This window comes from Sulfurovum sp. AR, assembly GCF_000296775.1.
In the GTDB taxonomy this organism is placed as follows: domain Bacteria; phylum Campylobacterota; class Campylobacteria; order Campylobacterales; family Sulfurovaceae; genus Sulfurovum; species Sulfurovum xiamenensis.
In genome coordinates this window covers 1-14,553 of record NZ_AJLE01000010.1, presented here as the reverse complement: position 1 = coordinate 14,553, position 14,553 = coordinate 1, and the positions used below count along the sequence as shown (strand labels likewise).

Sequence of the window (14,553 nt, the reverse complement as noted above, 5' to 3'; positions counted from 1 at the left end):
ATGCTACAAGATGTAAAAAGACTGAAACATTCATTACTGCCAGGAGGGTTAGTCTCTCTGTTATTGTTAGGGTTTGCTTTTGTGCTGTTTTTTACACTATTCCTCTCACAAGACGATGCCTCTGTAGCACAACTTGACAGTAGAGTCTTTTCACTTCTGAAGTTTACGCTCTACCAAGCTTTTTTATCGACACTTTTATCTCTATTGGTAGGTTTGGCTTTAGCCTGGAGCCTGTCTCACCAGTCAAACTTTAAAGGGCGTTCTCTACTGGTGGCACTCTTCTCCTCCTCTTTGGTCCTTCCGACGCTGATCGTTGTCTTTGGACTCATATCTGTCCTTGGACGTAACGGATGGGTAAACCAACTGAGCCTCTACCTTTTTGATCACTCTTTTAGTTCTTACCTATATGGACTGACAGGTATCTTGGTAGCACATGTCTATCTGAATGCTTCTTTTGCTTCACGGTCTTTGCTGCATGTGTTTGAATCTATTCCCAAAGAGAAATACAAACTTGCAAAAAGTTTGAACTTTACTGCGTTTCAACGGTTTATCTATGTCGAGTGGCCGGCTTTAAGAACGACACTTTTAAGCATCGCATCAACCATATTTCTTTTATGTTTTACTTCCTTTGCCATCGTACTTGTATTGGGTGGTTCACCTGCCTATAATACCTTGGAAGTGGCTATCTATGAGGCAGTGAAACTTGAATTTGATATTGCTATGGCTTTAAAACTTGCATTGATACAAATTGTAATGACGACGTTTCTGGTACTCTTTTCATCGAACTTCAGAACCAGTGTTGGCAATGTAAGAACAAGTGCACTCTATATTCCCTGGGCTGAGTCAAAATATATCAAGCGATTGCAGGTAGCCATAATCAGTCTGTTTTCCCTGTTTTTTATCTTACCTCTGGGTGCGATCATTGTTGACGGATCGGGTGCAGAATTTACGCGGATAGTTACAGAACCTCTGTTTATAAAATCTTTTTTTACCAGTATGGGCCTTGCTACAGTGTCAAGTGTAGTGACGGTACTCTTCGCACTCTTCTTAAGTGATACAAAAAGAAATTTTACACTGAAATATCGTTTAGAGGATAGCACTCTCTCAAAAATACTAAATACTATCGTTTCCTTTTCCGGAAACCTCTATCTTGCTGTGCCTTCATTGATCATGGGTCTAGGATTTTTTCTTCTGTCCCAAACCTATGAAGCCCCGATAGCAGTATGGTCAACCATCGCACTTCTCACCGCAAACGTACTGATGTCATTACCGTTTGCCTTGGCCATTTTAGCTCCTGTGATGCAAAAGACCGGTCAAAGATATGACAAACTTGTCTTTTCGTTGAACTTGAGTTCATTGCAAAGATGGGTTTATTGTGAATACCCGTACTTAAAGTCATCTATCGGTTATGTTTTTGCCTTGTCTTTTTGTTTTTCACTGGGAGATTTGGGTATTATTGCATTGTTTGGATCGGACGACTTTTTAACCTTGCCCTGGTATTTGTATCAGCTCATGGGATCGTACCGAACAAGTGATGCTGCTGGAGTTGCTTTGATACTCTTGGCCATCACATTATGTGTATTTATTTTATTACCACGACTGTTTAGGAGTAGCGTTGCTAAAGATAACTGATGTAAAGTACCAGCATAAAAATGCAGAAGATATGTATACATATACGATGGTGGTAAAACCTAAAGAGATCGTAGCGATAGTTGGTCAAAGCGGAAGTGGGAAATCCACACTTCTTGATCTTCTGGCAGGTTTCCTGCCTGCAACAAGCGGTAGTATCAAGTTAGATGAAGATGAGTTGATAGATGAGACGGTTGAAGCACGCCCTATCAGCATTTTATTTCAACATCATAACCTCTTTGAACACTTATCCGTACAAAAGAATATACTTTTAGGTATAAGTAAAACACTGAAAAGCACACATGAAGAGTTGAAAAAAGTAAAAACCATACTCAAAGAAGTAGGTCTTGAAAAATATGAACATACTATCGTTTCATCTCTTTCAGGTGGACAACAGCAGCGTGTTGCACTTGCACGGGTATTATTACGACGTGAGCCTATATTGCTTCTGGATGAACCCTTTACAGGATTGGATGCCGATACAAGAATGCAGATGCTTGATCTGGTCAAACAGATCACAGTTGAAAATAACCTGCATACCATTATGATCACACATGAGATAGAAGATAGTGAACGTATTGCTAACAGGGTGTATAAAGTAGAGAATCAAAAGCTTGTGGAACAATGATAGATCGACTGAAACAATACACACTTTTTGAAAACAAAGAAATCGACTCCTATCAGCTTTTGGAAAAGCAGGGCTACAACAATGAAAACTATCTGATCCATAGCGAAGAAAAAAAATATATTTTACGAAAGTTCATTCGAACAGATGTAGACAGAAAATTTGAATTTGAAGTACAAAAATTGGCATTTGAAAAAGGTGTGGCATCAGAGCCTTTACTTCTGGATGAAGAGAATGCATTGGCACTCTCAGCATATGTAGAGGGCAGACATAAAGAGAGTCTAGAAAAAAATGATCTGTTTCAGTTTGCAGAAGTGTTGAAAAAAGTCCATACTTTAACAATAGAAAGGAAACCTCTACTGTTAGAACCACTGCTTCAGACAAAATCAAAAGCAGTACAGGATGCATTTGAAACTCTAAAAGATTCTCCCTCTGAATGGGTATTGTGTCACAATGACCTCAATCCTCGTAATGTACTTTTTTCAGAAACGATCCACTTGATAGACTGGGAAGATGCAGCGATAAACGACAGGTATTTTGATCTGGCATCGGTATGTGTTGAATTCAACCTGGATCAAGAAAACGAAGCCTATTTTTTAAGACGTTATTTCACCGAAGAAAATGAAATCAATGTGCAAAAGCTCAAGGCGTATAAGATCATCTACAAAGCCTTATGTACACAATGGTTTGAGAATTTAGAACGTCAAAGACCAGTTTAGCAGTCTCATCCTCCGCATGCTGACTGACCTGTCGCAAAAAATCGGGCAGTTACGGTATCCATCGTTGAGATATGATTGTGAAGCCAGGCTGGTAATGTCTCTATAAAATAGATCTTAAGTACCTTGATATCTCTATACTGCTGCCAGTGGGTAAACAGATCGCGCATCTCTTGAAGTGCCCTGTCATGTTCCCCTTTATGTGCAAGGTAAGGAGGGAAATGCATCTCCTGCATTTTAATCTCTTCATTTTGAAAATGAATAACCGTGTGATCTATCCATTGAGTATAGAGATTATCTATAGTGGCAGCACTCTTTTCACTTCCGTCATAGGCAAGTATATGTTCAAAAATAGCGTTGATGAGATCAACATCTTCTTTATGGACCTCATTCATAAAGTCCATTGCTACCTGTGGTATCTCATCATACTCTATAAGCATAGGTTTTCTATTCCACTGTCACAGATTTAGCCAGGTTTCTAGGCATATCTACATCATTTCCAAGTCTTACAGAAATTTCCAATGCAAGCAGTTGTGTCACCACCATCATTTCAAAAAATTCTAACATCGGATGAGCATCGTAGGTTGTTTGTATGAAGTCATCTGCGAGATCAAAAGGTATTGGAGAGATGGCACAGATCGTTGCATCTCTGGCACTGAGCTCTTCAACATTTGATTTGATCTTATCATAGTGCATCGTTTTTGGCATCAGTGCAATGGTGAAAAGTTCACTGTCCGCCAGTGCGATAGGCCCATGCTTCATCTCACCTGCAGGATATCCTTCAGCATGTCTATAACTTATCTCTTTGAGTTTCAATGCACCTTCTAGTGCAAGAGGGTAGAATATATCTCGACCTATGAAGAAGAAACCGTGTCCATGCAAATAACGTTTGGAGAGTCTATTGAGTTTGGCATGCAAGGTATCAGTGACGATCAATGCTTTTGGGGTCTGCAGCATCGCAGTGATCTCATTCTTAAGTGTCTCTTTTGAAATGGTGCTTTTTTCTTGACCTGCATATAGTGCCAGCATCCACAGTACCATGGTCTGTGTTGCAAATGCTTTAGTACTTGCCACCCCTTTTTCTATACCGGCCCTTGTGAGGATGGCAGTGTCACTTTCACGAACGATAGAAGAGTTATCCACGTTACAGATACTCAGACTCTTCAATCCTGCACGTTTTGCCATTTTGAGGGCTTCGAGTGTATCTGCAGTCTCACCGCTTTGTGAAATCGTAATGAAGAGTGTATCTTTTGTCAGTAAGGGCTCTTTATATCTGAATTCAGAAGCGATCTCTACATCACATCTTACTTTGGCGATACGTTCAAAAAGATAGGCTGAAGCCAGGGCAGAGTGGTAGCTGGTACCGCAAGCACAGATCTTGATAGAAGATATCCCTTCGAAGAAGTTTTCATCCAGTTCATCAAAAGCAATGGCTTCATCCAGTACACGTCCCATCATCGTTTCGCTCATCACACGACTCTGTTCATAGATCTCTTTTTCCATGAAGAAACGGTACCCGTCTTTTTGGGCAAGTATCTTATCCGCACTCAGTGCTTGTGTAGTGAAACTCGTACTTCCATCCTTGTCAAATAGATGTACCTTACCATCCTGGACATACCCATACTCACCATCTTCAAGATAATAGACCTCTTTGGCTTTACCTATCACAGGGGTATCAGAAGAAGCAAAATAGATCTCCTTATCATCAAATCCTATCAGCATAGGAGAACCATTCTTTGCAAAGAAAATAGTATCAGGGGCTGCCTTGGTGATAAGCAGTGTTGCATAGGCACCTTCCAGTCTTTTGATCATTTTTTCAAAAGCGCTAAAAGCTTCATTGCTTGCATTATAATATTTTTCAAAAAGATGTACGATCGTTTCAGTATCGGTTTGACTAAGAAATTTTACACCTTCATTTTGCAGTTCATTTTTCAACTCTTGATAATTTTCGATGATCCCATTATGTACCACATACGAGTAGGCACCTAAGTGTGGATGTGCATTGAGTTCCGTTGGTTTACCATGGGTAGCCCATCTGGTATGGCCTATAGAGATACCAAAACCTTCACTTTCATACTTTTTGGTCTTTTCACGCAAATTGTCCAATTTACCTATAGCTTTATACTCAGAAAGTTTATCTCCTTCAATGACAGCGATACCTGCAGAGTCATATCCTCTGTATTCAAGCTCCTGTAGGCCTTCAAGCAAGATCTCTTTTTTCTCTTTGGGTCCTATATATCCAACAATTCCACACATCTTATCTATTTCCTGTAAGTTTATCTATTATCGTATCGACATTATGACAAAACTTTCCATTCTTTTCGATGAGGAACATGTCTCTTACACGGCTTTTCAGTGTATGAATTTTTGCAGTGGCAATGTCAATACCCATCTCATCAAAGATATGGATGATATAGGCAAGTAAACCTTTTTGATCTTTACAGTTTAGGTACATTACTGCATAGGTTTTAGAGTGTTCACAATCGATCTGAAGTTCATCTTCTTCTATATCAGGTAACGTAAGGGTGCTCTTTTTTGTCTCATCAAATGAATCATGAAGAATTTCTTTAATACGTGGTATCTCTTCAGCATTCACTTTGGTAGAAAAGTCGATTTTAAAATATTTAAGATCATCAAACAGTTTACATATATCCATATGCACCACACCCAATGTGGAGAGTTTCCCTAAAAGATAAGAGATATTAAATGGTTTTCTACGCGTTACTTCAATCGTCAAGTAGTTTATGTTGCTTATTTTAAATGTATAATCCTCGGTGTGAAACGCTTTTTGTGTAATGGAAACGATTTTTTGTGGACTATAACGTAAAAAAAGTAGATCTGAAGGAATCTGTAATACTTTTTTCTGCTGTATTGGGGTAAATAGTTTGAATGCTGCATTCCGTTTGAGTGTCTGTTCTTTTTTAAGCCGTTTGGCCGCTTCGTCGAGCATGCTTTTGTTATCCAAAATTTCGATTGATTGCTCATAAAGTGTTCGGATCAATTTTGCATTAAATGAGTTGTAGATGTCTTTACCCACACCATTCATATCAGCATATGTCAGGATATAGATGAGATCCAAAAGTTTCTTGGTTTGAAAATGTGAGGCAAAATGTATAATTGTTTTTTCATTATAAATATCTTCACGTTGGGCTACTTTACTCATCAATGTATGATATAAAATGAGTGTCTCACCTATGGCTATATGTGCCGGATCCAAATGTAGCTTCTCTGCAAAAACTTTAAAGAGCGATGTACCTACAGCGTGATGGTCCCTTTCCCGTCCTTTTCCTGCATCATGTAAAAAAGTGACAATTTTTAGCATGACCTTCTCTTCATCATTCAGTGCGTCAAAAAGTTTTTTAATAAAAGGATCCTCTATATGTTCCAAGTGGTACATACAACGTATCGAATGCATATCGACTGCAAATTGATGGTATCCGTCAAATTGAGGAAGATCGATCACTTTTTTAATGGGTGGAATCGTATAGCCCAGGAGTCTTGCATAGGATAGCACCTTGAGAATGGAGTGACTTTCCGGCTGGTGGAATATACTCTTGATCGTCTGATAGAGTGCTCCATCAGGACGTTCAGGTTTTTCTGAGCTAATTAACTTTTGTATAAAAGTAGGGTGGGCATAAAAAGGTTTTTTTGCATGTGCAGTGAGCTGTTGAAGGAGCCCATTAAAGTTTTGCTTACCTTTTTTTGGATAAAGATAGTTTTTTTCAGGGTTGTCAGTGATGTAGTCCTGGGTCAGAATATTGAGCCAGATCGTACTGTAAAGTCTGATGATCTTTAAACTTTCAGTCACTTTTTTAGCACATTTCATTTGACCTTTCTTACCCTCTTTGTAACCAAGAAAATGGGCAATGTCCGGGATAAGTTCAAGACGTAACTTATCTTCTTTTTTCCCTGCAGTTAAGTGTAAAGCGGAACGTACACGGAAGAGGAATTCCAGGGCGATACGGAAGGCACGATACTCTTTCTCATCTACTACACTGTCAGGCAGATTTTTAATATTATCCACGTTATAGAGTATCTTTCCTATCCAAAAAACGAGGTTGGCATCACGAAAACCACCTGATCCGTCTTTAAGATTCGGTTCCATGGTAAGGGGGAACCTACGGTGTTGTAGTTCTCGTTCTTCCAGTTTAAGCTGTATGAACTCTTTTATATGGTCATGACGAATTTGGGAGATCGCATTTTGTGTCTCTGTCCAAATGAAAATAGAGCCTTCGATCATACGTGATTCGATCAATGCTGTTTTGATCGTGATATCGGTTTTAGATACGTCATAGAGTTCATCAATAGTGTGTACCCTGTGTCCCAGTTTTAAACCTGTATCCCAAAGTATATAGAGTATTTTTTCAATGATCCCTTTTACGTTGTACGCAGGAATATCCTTATAGACAAGCATGAGATCTATATCGGAATGTACGCAGAGTTGCTCTCTGCCGTAACTTCCCAATGCGACGAGACCCAGAGGGATGGAGTTTTTCATAGGAAGATAATCACCGAACATATCCCTGGTAGCAACCTTGTAGACAATCTTTAGGATACTGTCTATTTTTTTTGTATGCTTCACAAGAAAGTCTTTACCCCCTGAATTTACAAAAGTCTCTTCAAGTGTATCAAAGTAGCTTTTTATATCCTTTTTAAGCACTTTGGCGATCTCGAAATCTGCTGCTTTAGTATAAAGTAATTCCTCTATTTGGGTTTCAAGCGTATTCAATTATTCTCTCCATAATGTTATATTGGTATAATACCCAAAAATAACTATGGATGTTCTCAGAATGGATTTGATACAAAAGGTACGCAACAAAGAGAGACTCACTCAAGAAGAGGGTGAAGCACTCTATGACTTAGATCTCTATACGCTCGGTGAACTCGCCGATGAAATTCGTAGAGAGAAATACGGCAACAAAAGCTACTTTAATATCAACCGGCACATCAACCCTACCAATGTCTGTGCAGATATCTGTAAATTCTGTGCATATTCTGCAAGTAGAAAAAATCCCAACCAATATACTATGACCCACGAAGAGATCCTGGATATTGTAAAAAAATCCGTTCAAAATGGTGCAAAAGAGATGCATATCGTCTCAGCACATAACCCTAATGATGGTGTCGAGTGGTATATGGGTGCATTCAGAAAGATCAAAGAAGCATTTCCCGAGTTACATGTGAAGGCGATGACAGCAGCGGAAGTAGATTTTCTGACAAGAGAGTATGGATACAGCTACGATGAAGTGTTGGATATGATGATCGAAAATGGTGTAGATTCCATGCCCGGCGGTGGGGCTGAGATCTTTGATGAAGAGGTACGTGAATATCTGTGTAAAGGGAAAGTCACTTCAGACCAGTGGATAGAGATACACCAAAAATGGCATGAAAGAGGTAAAGAAAGCAATGCTACCATGCTTTTTGGACATGTAGAGACACGTGCACACCGTATAGACCATATGATAAGACTACGTGATCTTCAAGACAAGACAGGCGGATTTAATGCCTTTATCCCCTTGGTCTACCAAAGAGACAACAACTTTCTCAAAGTGAAAGATTTCCCTACAGGGCAGGAGATACTCAAAACCTATGCCATCAGCCGCATTATGCTGGATAACATTCCTCATATCAAAGCCTATTGGGTCACGGCATCGGTCAATCTCGCACTGATCGCTCAGGAGTTTGGCTGTGACGACCTGGATGGCACGATAGAAAAAGAGTCCATTCAATCTGCAGCAGGTGCACAGAGCAGTCATGGAATGGACCTGAATGATTTTGTAGCCTTGATCAAGAACTCCGGCTTCCAACCCATAGAACGTGACAGTCTTTATCATGAATTAAAAGCCTATTAGTATGGAAAAGCGCTATTATCCTTATGAAGATTTTTTAGCTGATACAAGATCTTTGGCTCAAATGATCGACTGGGAATTTGACACGATTATTCCTATTGCCAGAGGAGGTCTCTCTTTAGGCCACCTGCTTGGTGAATTTTATGATATCCGGGAAGTCTACAGTATCAATACCATTGGGTACGAAGATACGCTAAAACTGGATAGTGTGAAGGTGTTTAATATCCCGGAATTGACGGAGGCCAAAAATGTACTCGTTGTGGATGATATTGTAGATAGCGGTGATACGATGATAGAAGTGTTGAAGGTCTTGCACAAAGCGTATCCTGCCGTGAACTTTAAAACAGCTTCGCTTTTTTATAAGAAAAGTGCTAAAATAGCTCCAGATTGGTCTGTACAAGAAGCAGACAGATGGATTGAATTCTTTTGGTCTGTAGATTTAACTAGGAAGAAATAAATGGTATTAATGATAGACAATTACGACAGCTTTACTTACAATGTCGTGCAGTACTGTAGAGAACTGGGTGCAGACTTGAAGGTCATACGTAATGATGAAATGACGATTGATGAGATCAAAGCATTACATCCAGACAAGATCATTCTTTCACCAGGTCCTTCCACCCCTGATGATGCAGGAGTGACACTGGATGTGATCAAAGAATTTGCAGACACTACGCCTATTTTTGGTATCTGTCTAGGCCATCAGAGTATTGCTCAGGCATTTGGCGGAGATGTGATCAGAGCCAAAAATATGATGCATGGTAAAACGTCCCAAATTGTTGTGGATGCCCAAACACCTATTTTTAAAGATCTTCCATCTGAATTCAGGGCTACACGTTATCACTCTTTAACCGTGAAAAAAGAGACGCTTCCAGAGAACGTTATCGCAACATCCCACAGCAAAGATGATGGAGAGATCATGTCACTGCAGATCAAAGACAAACCTATTTATGGTGTACAGTTCCATCCTGAGTCTATAATGAGTGAATATGGGCATGAAATGTTAGATAACTTTTTGAAACTCTAAGATCCCAGAATGAAAAGACAGCATTTCTTTTTAGCATTCTTCTTTTATGCTATCGCTGTTTTTTATCTTGCTTCAACCACACCTATTAGCCCGCATGAGGCAAAGATACTCTATACTTCAAATGATATTGTCGGTCATTTGATGAGGTGGGGTGAAAGTCTTGATGCAGGCTTTTTAGGCTTAAGGGCTTTTTTCCTTTTTTTTGGATTTTTGACCATTGGGCTTTTTTTTGCACTCAGCCGACAGCATTTTCAAAAAAGTAAAGATGTCTATCTCTCGACATTGATCTTTATGCTACTGCCTGGTATCCTCACTGCAACCACCTTGGCTAACGTCGCAATTATTGTATTGTCGCTAGTGTTACTTTTTGTATTACTTTATGAAAAGGGCTATTATCTTTTACTTCCACCGATCATGCTGGCCCTCTTTTTTATTCATGAAGCCTCTATCATTTTCTTTGTTGCCGTTTTATTTTATGCCGTGATGCATAAAGAGAAACACTTGGCTATTTTTTCCCTGAGTTTTCTTTTGGCTTTTATTTATTTGGCTAAAGGTATAGAGGTAAGCGGAAGACCCTCTGGGCACTTTGTGGAGATCTTCGGGTTATATGCTACCGTTTTTTCACCTTTACTGTTTCTCTATTTTTTCTTTGCCATGTACAGAATTTTGCTAAGAGGGGAAAAAACTCTTATTTGGTACATCTCTTTTACTGCCTTGGTTTTCTCTTTACTTCTTTCTATCAGACAGCGTGTATATATCACTGATTTCGCTCCCTATGTAATGATCGCCATTGTACTTATGTTGGATGTTTTTAACCATGCGATAGGTGTACGTTTACCCCAGTTTCAGAAACGATATAAACAAGGTTTTATCGTGGTAGTGTCATTTCTTCTCTTAAGTGTCATTTTCATTGTAGGGCATAAAATGCTCTATTTGGTCTTGAAGGATCCCAAACATCATTTTGCAGATCGTATCTACAGACCGTATCTTTTGGCAGAGAATTTAAAGTCTCAGGGTATCAAGTGTTACGATGGGGCACATGGAAGAGAACGTTATCAGTTAAGATATTATGGCATACTACCCTGTTCACCAATAACTGCTCAAGACCCCTAAGAACTGTTTCTATACTACACAATATTTTTTTTATACTTATAGTTTATATTACTTTTACGAAATTTAAATTTATCTAATGCTAGACTATCAAGAACTAAATTAAAGGAGAACTCGATGGCTCAAAAGGCGATTAGAGAGTATGACGCAAAGTCAATTCTAGCAAAACATTGGGATAAGTATTTCCCAGATTTTACTTATGCATACCAAACAGTAATGGTTCAAAATGGATCGGAACTAGCAGAAGCTGCAAAAGAGAACACATGGTTAAATGAAAAAGCATTGGTTGCAAAACCGGATATGCTTTTCGGTAAAAGAGGTAAAAACGATTTAGTACTTTTCAAAGATGCTAAACCAGGTGATGTTTCATTAGCAAAAGCTATCAGCTGGATCGATGAAAAGTCAAGCGGTGAGCAATCAGTATATTTCTCATTTGACGGTGACACACCAACAGGTGAACCATCAGTTGATAAATTGACACACTTTATTGTTGAACCGTTTACTCCACACTCACAAGAAGAAGAGTATTATATCTCTGCGACATGTGTAGGTGATGATGATATGCTTTATATGTCTGCTGAAGGTGGAATGGAAGTTGAAGAGGGTTGGGAAGAGAAAGTAACTGAAGTTGCATTCAAGATCACTGACACTGAAGAGCAGATCGCTGAGAGAATCAGAGCAAATGTACCTGCAGATGTTGCTGACAAAGATAAAGCAGCATTCGCAGAATTTGCTATCGGTTTCTTCAAAGCATACAGAGAGTTAAACTTCGCATACCTTGAGATCAACCCGTTTGTAATGCAAGGTAATAAGATCGAGCTTCTTGACATGGTTGCAAAACTAGATGACACTGCTGGATTCATGATGGTAGATCAGTGGGGTGATGTTGAGTACCCAACTGCATTCGGTATGGAAGAGAAATCCCCAGAAGTATTGGCTGTTGAAGAAGCAGATGCTAAAACAGGTGCATCACTTAAATTGACACTCTTAAAGCCAGAAGCTAGAATCTGGACAATGGTTGCCGGTGGTGGTGCTTCAGTTGTTTATGCTGATACTATTGCCGATCTTGCTGGTATCGATGACCTTGCTAACTATGGTGAGTACTCAGGTGGACCAACAACAGGTGAGACTAAATTCTATGCAGAGACACTTCTTGATCTTATGACAAGAGAAAAAGATGCACAGGGTAGAGACAAGATCCTTATCATTGGTGGTGCGATCGCTAACTTTACAGATGTTGCTAAAACATTTACAGGTATCATCCAGGCATTTGAAGAGTATGCAGACAAGATGAAAGAAATTGGTATAAAGATCTATGTGAGACGTGGTGGACCAAACTACGAAAAAGGTCTTAAAGATATTAAAGAAGCAGCAGATAGACTTGGTCTATGGATCGATGTATACGGACCAGAGACACACGTAACTGATATCGTTAGAATGGCAGTAGAGGCATAAGGAGAGAAGATGGCACAATTATTTACTAGAGATACACAGGCTATTTTTTGGAACAACAACAAAACAGCGATCCAAAGAATGTTAGACTATGATTACACAATTAAAAGAGAAAAACCTTCAGTAGCAGCGATCGTTGCTCCAACTGCATCTGGAAAATTTGAGAAATTCTTCTATGGTGCTGACGAGGTGATGATCCCTACATTTAAAACGACTGCAGAAGCAAAAGCTGCTCAGCCTCAAGCTGACGTTCTTTTGAACTTTGCATCATTCAGAACTGCTTATGATGTAACAATGGAAGCATTGGAGATCGGTGGATTTAAAACGATCATGATCACAGCAGAAGGTATCCCTGAGAGACTTGCGCGTGGTATGAACCAAGCTGCACGTGATGCAGGTGTTGTTGTTATCGGGCCTGCTACAGTTGGTGGTATCGCTCCTGGTGCATTCAAGATCGCTAACGTTGGTGGTACGATCGAGAACATCGTGAACTCTAAACTTCACAGAGCAGGTTCATGTGGTCTTGTAACAAGATCAGGTGGTCTTTTCAACGAACTTTCTAACATCATCGCTATCAATGCTGATGGTATCGCAGAAGGTGTTGCGATCGGTGGAGACAGATTCGTTGGTTCTGTATTTATCGACAACCTTCTTAGAATGGAAGAGAACCCGGATGTAAAATATATGATCCTTCTTGGTGAAGTAGGTGGTACAGAAGAGTACAAAGTGATCGATGCGGTTAAAGCAGGTAAGATCACAAAACCGATCATCGCATGGTGTATCGGTACGATCGCTAAATACTATGATTCAGGTGTTCAATTCGGTCACGCAGGTGCATCTGCAAATGCTGAACGTGAAACAGCTGAAGCGAAAAACAAAGCGATGGCTGAAGCAGGTATTCATGTACCGGCAACATTCAATGACCTTCCTGCAAAGATCAGAGAAGTATTTGAATCTCTTAACATCCCAGCGATCCCTGAGCCAGAGATCAATATCGTACCTAAAGTAAGAAGAAGCAAGCAGTTCATTTGTACTATCTCTGATGACAGAGGTGACGAAGCTACTTACGCTGGATTCCCTATCTCTTCAGTGGCAACACCTGATACAGGTAAAGGAATCGGTGATGTTGTATCACTTCTATGGTTCAAAAAACAGTATCCGAAATGGGCAACTGACTTTATCGAGACTGTAATGAAAACTGTTGCGGATCATGGTCCGGCAGTATCTGGTGCACACAATGCTAAAGTAACTGCAAGAGCAGGTAAATCAGTGGTTGAATCACTGGTAACTGGTCTTCTTACTATCGGACCAAGATTCGGTGGTGCGATTGATGGTGCAGCACAGTACTTCAAACATGCAGATGACAACAACATGTCTCCAAAAGAGTTCTTGAACTACATGAAAGGTGAGGGTGTGCCAATTCCAGGAATCGGTCACAGAATCAAATCTCTTAAAAACCCTGACCTAAGAGTAAAAGGTTTGATGGATTATGCAGCGGCACATTTCCCTGCAACACCACTTCTTGACTATGCAAGAACAGTTGAAGCATTGACAACATCTAAAAAAGAGAACCTTATCCTTAACGTTGATGGTACTATCGGTATCCTTATGGTTGATATGTGGAGAGCACTTGGTTACTCTGAAGAAGAGATCAATGAGTTTATCGCTTCAGGTACGCTCAATGCATTCTTCATCGTAGGTAGATCTATTGGATTCATCGGTCACATTCTTGATGAGAAGAGACTTGCTATGCCTATGTATAGACACCCAATGGATGACATCCTTTATGATGTACCAATGGCAGAAAAGATCTAATTTCTTTTTAGCATACCAGGCACAACTTTACAGTTGTGCCAATTTCTACATTTTATTTACTACCAAACACTTAATTTTCTAACATATCTTATTGTTTCATATTAGAGATCTACCCTCTTTCAGTCACTATATATACTACAAATATAAGCACAACAAAATTAACAAAATAATATGGCTAGGGGTCTATATTTTTTTAAATAAATAAAACAATTTTTAAGCTATTTTTGCATATATAATGTAAGTAAAAATGGATAAAAAAATTTTTTTTAACAAATTTCAAATAAAACGCAAAAAACCCTTGACAAGGGATTCATTTTTGTCTATAATTCC

General features: G+C 39.4%; 12 protein-coding genes. 9 read left to right on the top strand and 3 right to left on the bottom strand.

What is annotated here, in order from left to right; translation table 11 throughout:
• The 3 genes from SULAR_RS08820 to SULAR_RS11055 are packed head-to-tail and all read left to right on the top strand — an operon-like array spanning nt 1 to nt 2,973.
• Nucleotides 1–1,632 (top strand): ABC transporter permease subunit, encoded by a 1,632-nt coding sequence (locus SULAR_RS08820; RefSeq protein WP_038000520.1) that lies wholly within the window; start codon nt 1–3, stop codon nt 1,630–1,632.
• Nucleotides 1,616–2,257 (top strand): ATP-binding cassette domain-containing protein, encoded by a 642-nt coding sequence (locus tag SULAR_RS08815; protein WP_008245200.1) that lies wholly within the window; start codon nt 1,616–1,618, stop codon nt 2,255–2,257. Before SULAR_RS08820 ends, SULAR_RS08815 begins: the two co-directional genes overlap by 17 nt.
• Nucleotides 2,254–2,973, top strand: coding sequence for a choline/ethanolamine kinase family protein (locus SULAR_RS11055; RefSeq protein ID WP_008245198.1), 720 nt, complete (start codon nt 2,254–2,256; stop codon nt 2,971–2,973). The genes SULAR_RS08815 and SULAR_RS11055 overlap by 4 nt, the downstream gene beginning before the upstream one ends.
• Nucleotides 2,974–2,978: 5 nt before the next feature.
• Here SULAR_RS11055 and SULAR_RS08805 read toward each other — a convergent pair whose 3' ends face one another.
• From SULAR_RS08805 to SULAR_RS08795, 3 genes are read right to left on the bottom strand one after another with little or no spacing between them, the layout of a single operon-like run.
• Complete coding sequence (locus SULAR_RS08805) at nt 2,979–3,410, bottom strand: hemerythrin family protein (RefSeq protein ID WP_008245195.1); 432 nt, start codon at nt 3,408–3,410, stop codon at nt 2,979–2,981.
• A gap of 7 nt (nt 3,411–3,417) precedes the next feature.
• A complete protein-coding gene (glmS, locus tag SULAR_RS08800) occupies nt 3,418–5,226 on the bottom strand; it encodes a glutamine--fructose-6-phosphate transaminase (isomerizing) (protein WP_008245193.1) in 1,809 nt (602 codons plus the stop codon).
• A 1-nt stretch (nt 5,227) separates the two neighbouring features.
• Nucleotides 5,228–7,699: a nucleotidyltransferase gene (locus SULAR_RS08795; protein WP_008245191.1), complete on the bottom strand. Its 2,472-nt coding sequence runs from the start codon at nt 7,697–7,699 to the stop codon at nt 5,228–5,230.
• Between the two features lie 61 nt (nt 7,700–7,760).
• On the opposite strand from SULAR_RS08795, the gene mqnE reads away from it, so the two are divergent.
• The 6 genes from mqnE to SULAR_RS08765 all read left to right on the top strand — a co-directional run bounded on the left by mqnE (nt 7,761) and on the right by SULAR_RS08765 (nt 14,223).
• Nucleotides 7,761–8,822 carry an aminofutalosine synthase MqnE gene (gene mqnE, locus SULAR_RS08790; protein WP_008245189.1) on the top strand — a complete coding sequence of 354 codons (1,062 nt, stop codon included), beginning with the start codon at nt 7,761–7,763 and terminating at the stop codon, nt 8,820–8,822.
• Between the two features lies 1 nt (nt 8,823).
• Nucleotides 8,824–9,276 (top strand): phosphoribosyltransferase, encoded by a 453-nt coding sequence (locus tag SULAR_RS08785; RefSeq protein WP_008245187.1) that lies wholly within the window; start codon nt 8,824–8,826, stop codon nt 9,274–9,276.
• Nucleotides 9,277–9,846, top strand: coding sequence for an aminodeoxychorismate/anthranilate synthase component II (locus SULAR_RS08780; protein WP_008245186.1), 570 nt, complete (start codon nt 9,277–9,279; stop codon nt 9,844–9,846).
• A 9-nt stretch (nt 9,847–9,855) separates the two neighbouring features.
• Nucleotides 9,856–10,959 carry a hypothetical protein gene (locus SULAR_RS08775; RefSeq protein WP_008245185.1) on the top strand — a complete coding sequence of 368 codons (1,104 nt, stop codon included), beginning with the start codon at nt 9,856–9,858 and terminating at the stop codon, nt 10,957–10,959.
• A gap of 114 nt (nt 10,960–11,073) precedes the next feature.
• Nucleotides 11,074–12,411: an ATP citrate lyase citrate-binding domain-containing protein gene (locus tag SULAR_RS08770; protein ID WP_008245184.1), complete on the top strand. Its 1,338-nt coding sequence runs from the start codon at nt 11,074–11,076 to the stop codon at nt 12,409–12,411.
• Nucleotides 12,412–12,420: 9 nt separating this feature from the next.
• Nucleotides 12,421–14,223 (top strand): citrate/2-methylcitrate synthase, encoded by a 1,803-nt coding sequence (locus tag SULAR_RS08765; protein WP_008245177.1) that lies wholly within the window; start codon nt 12,421–12,423, stop codon nt 14,221–14,223.
• Nucleotides 14,224–14,553: the final 330 nt, after the last annotated feature.

Excerpts from the sequence above, each read along its gene's own strand:
- SULAR_RS08820 (WP_038000520.1), top strand. The coding sequence starts at position 1 with ATGCTACAAGATGTAAAAAGACTGAAACATTCATTACTGCCAGGAGGG.
- SULAR_RS11055 (WP_008245198.1), top strand. The coding sequence starts at position 2,254 with ATGATAGATCGACTGAAACAATACACACTTTTTGAAAACAAAGAAATC.
- SULAR_RS08805 (WP_008245195.1), bottom strand. The coding sequence starts at position 3,410 with ATGCTTATAGAGTATGATGAGATACCACAGGTAGCAATGGACTTTATG.
- glmS (WP_008245193.1), bottom strand. The coding sequence starts at position 5,226 with ATGTGTGGAATTGTTGGATATATAGGACCCAAAGAGAAAAAAGAGATC.
- mqnE (WP_008245189.1), top strand. The coding sequence starts at position 7,761 with ATGGATTTGATACAAAAGGTACGCAACAAAGAGAGACTCACTCAAGAA.
- SULAR_RS08785 (WP_008245187.1), top strand. The coding sequence starts at position 8,824 with ATGGAAAAGCGCTATTATCCTTATGAAGATTTTTTAGCTGATACAAGA.
- SULAR_RS08780 (WP_008245186.1), top strand. The coding sequence starts at position 9,277 with ATGGTATTAATGATAGACAATTACGACAGCTTTACTTACAATGTCGTG.
- SULAR_RS08775 (WP_008245185.1), top strand. The coding sequence starts at position 9,856 with ATGAAAAGACAGCATTTCTTTTTAGCATTCTTCTTTTATGCTATCGCT.
- SULAR_RS08770 (WP_008245184.1), top strand. The coding sequence starts at position 11,074 with ATGGCTCAAAAGGCGATTAGAGAGTATGACGCAAAGTCAATTCTAGCA.
- SULAR_RS08765 (WP_008245177.1), top strand. The coding sequence starts at position 12,421 with ATGGCACAATTATTTACTAGAGATACACAGGCTATTTTTTGGAACAAC.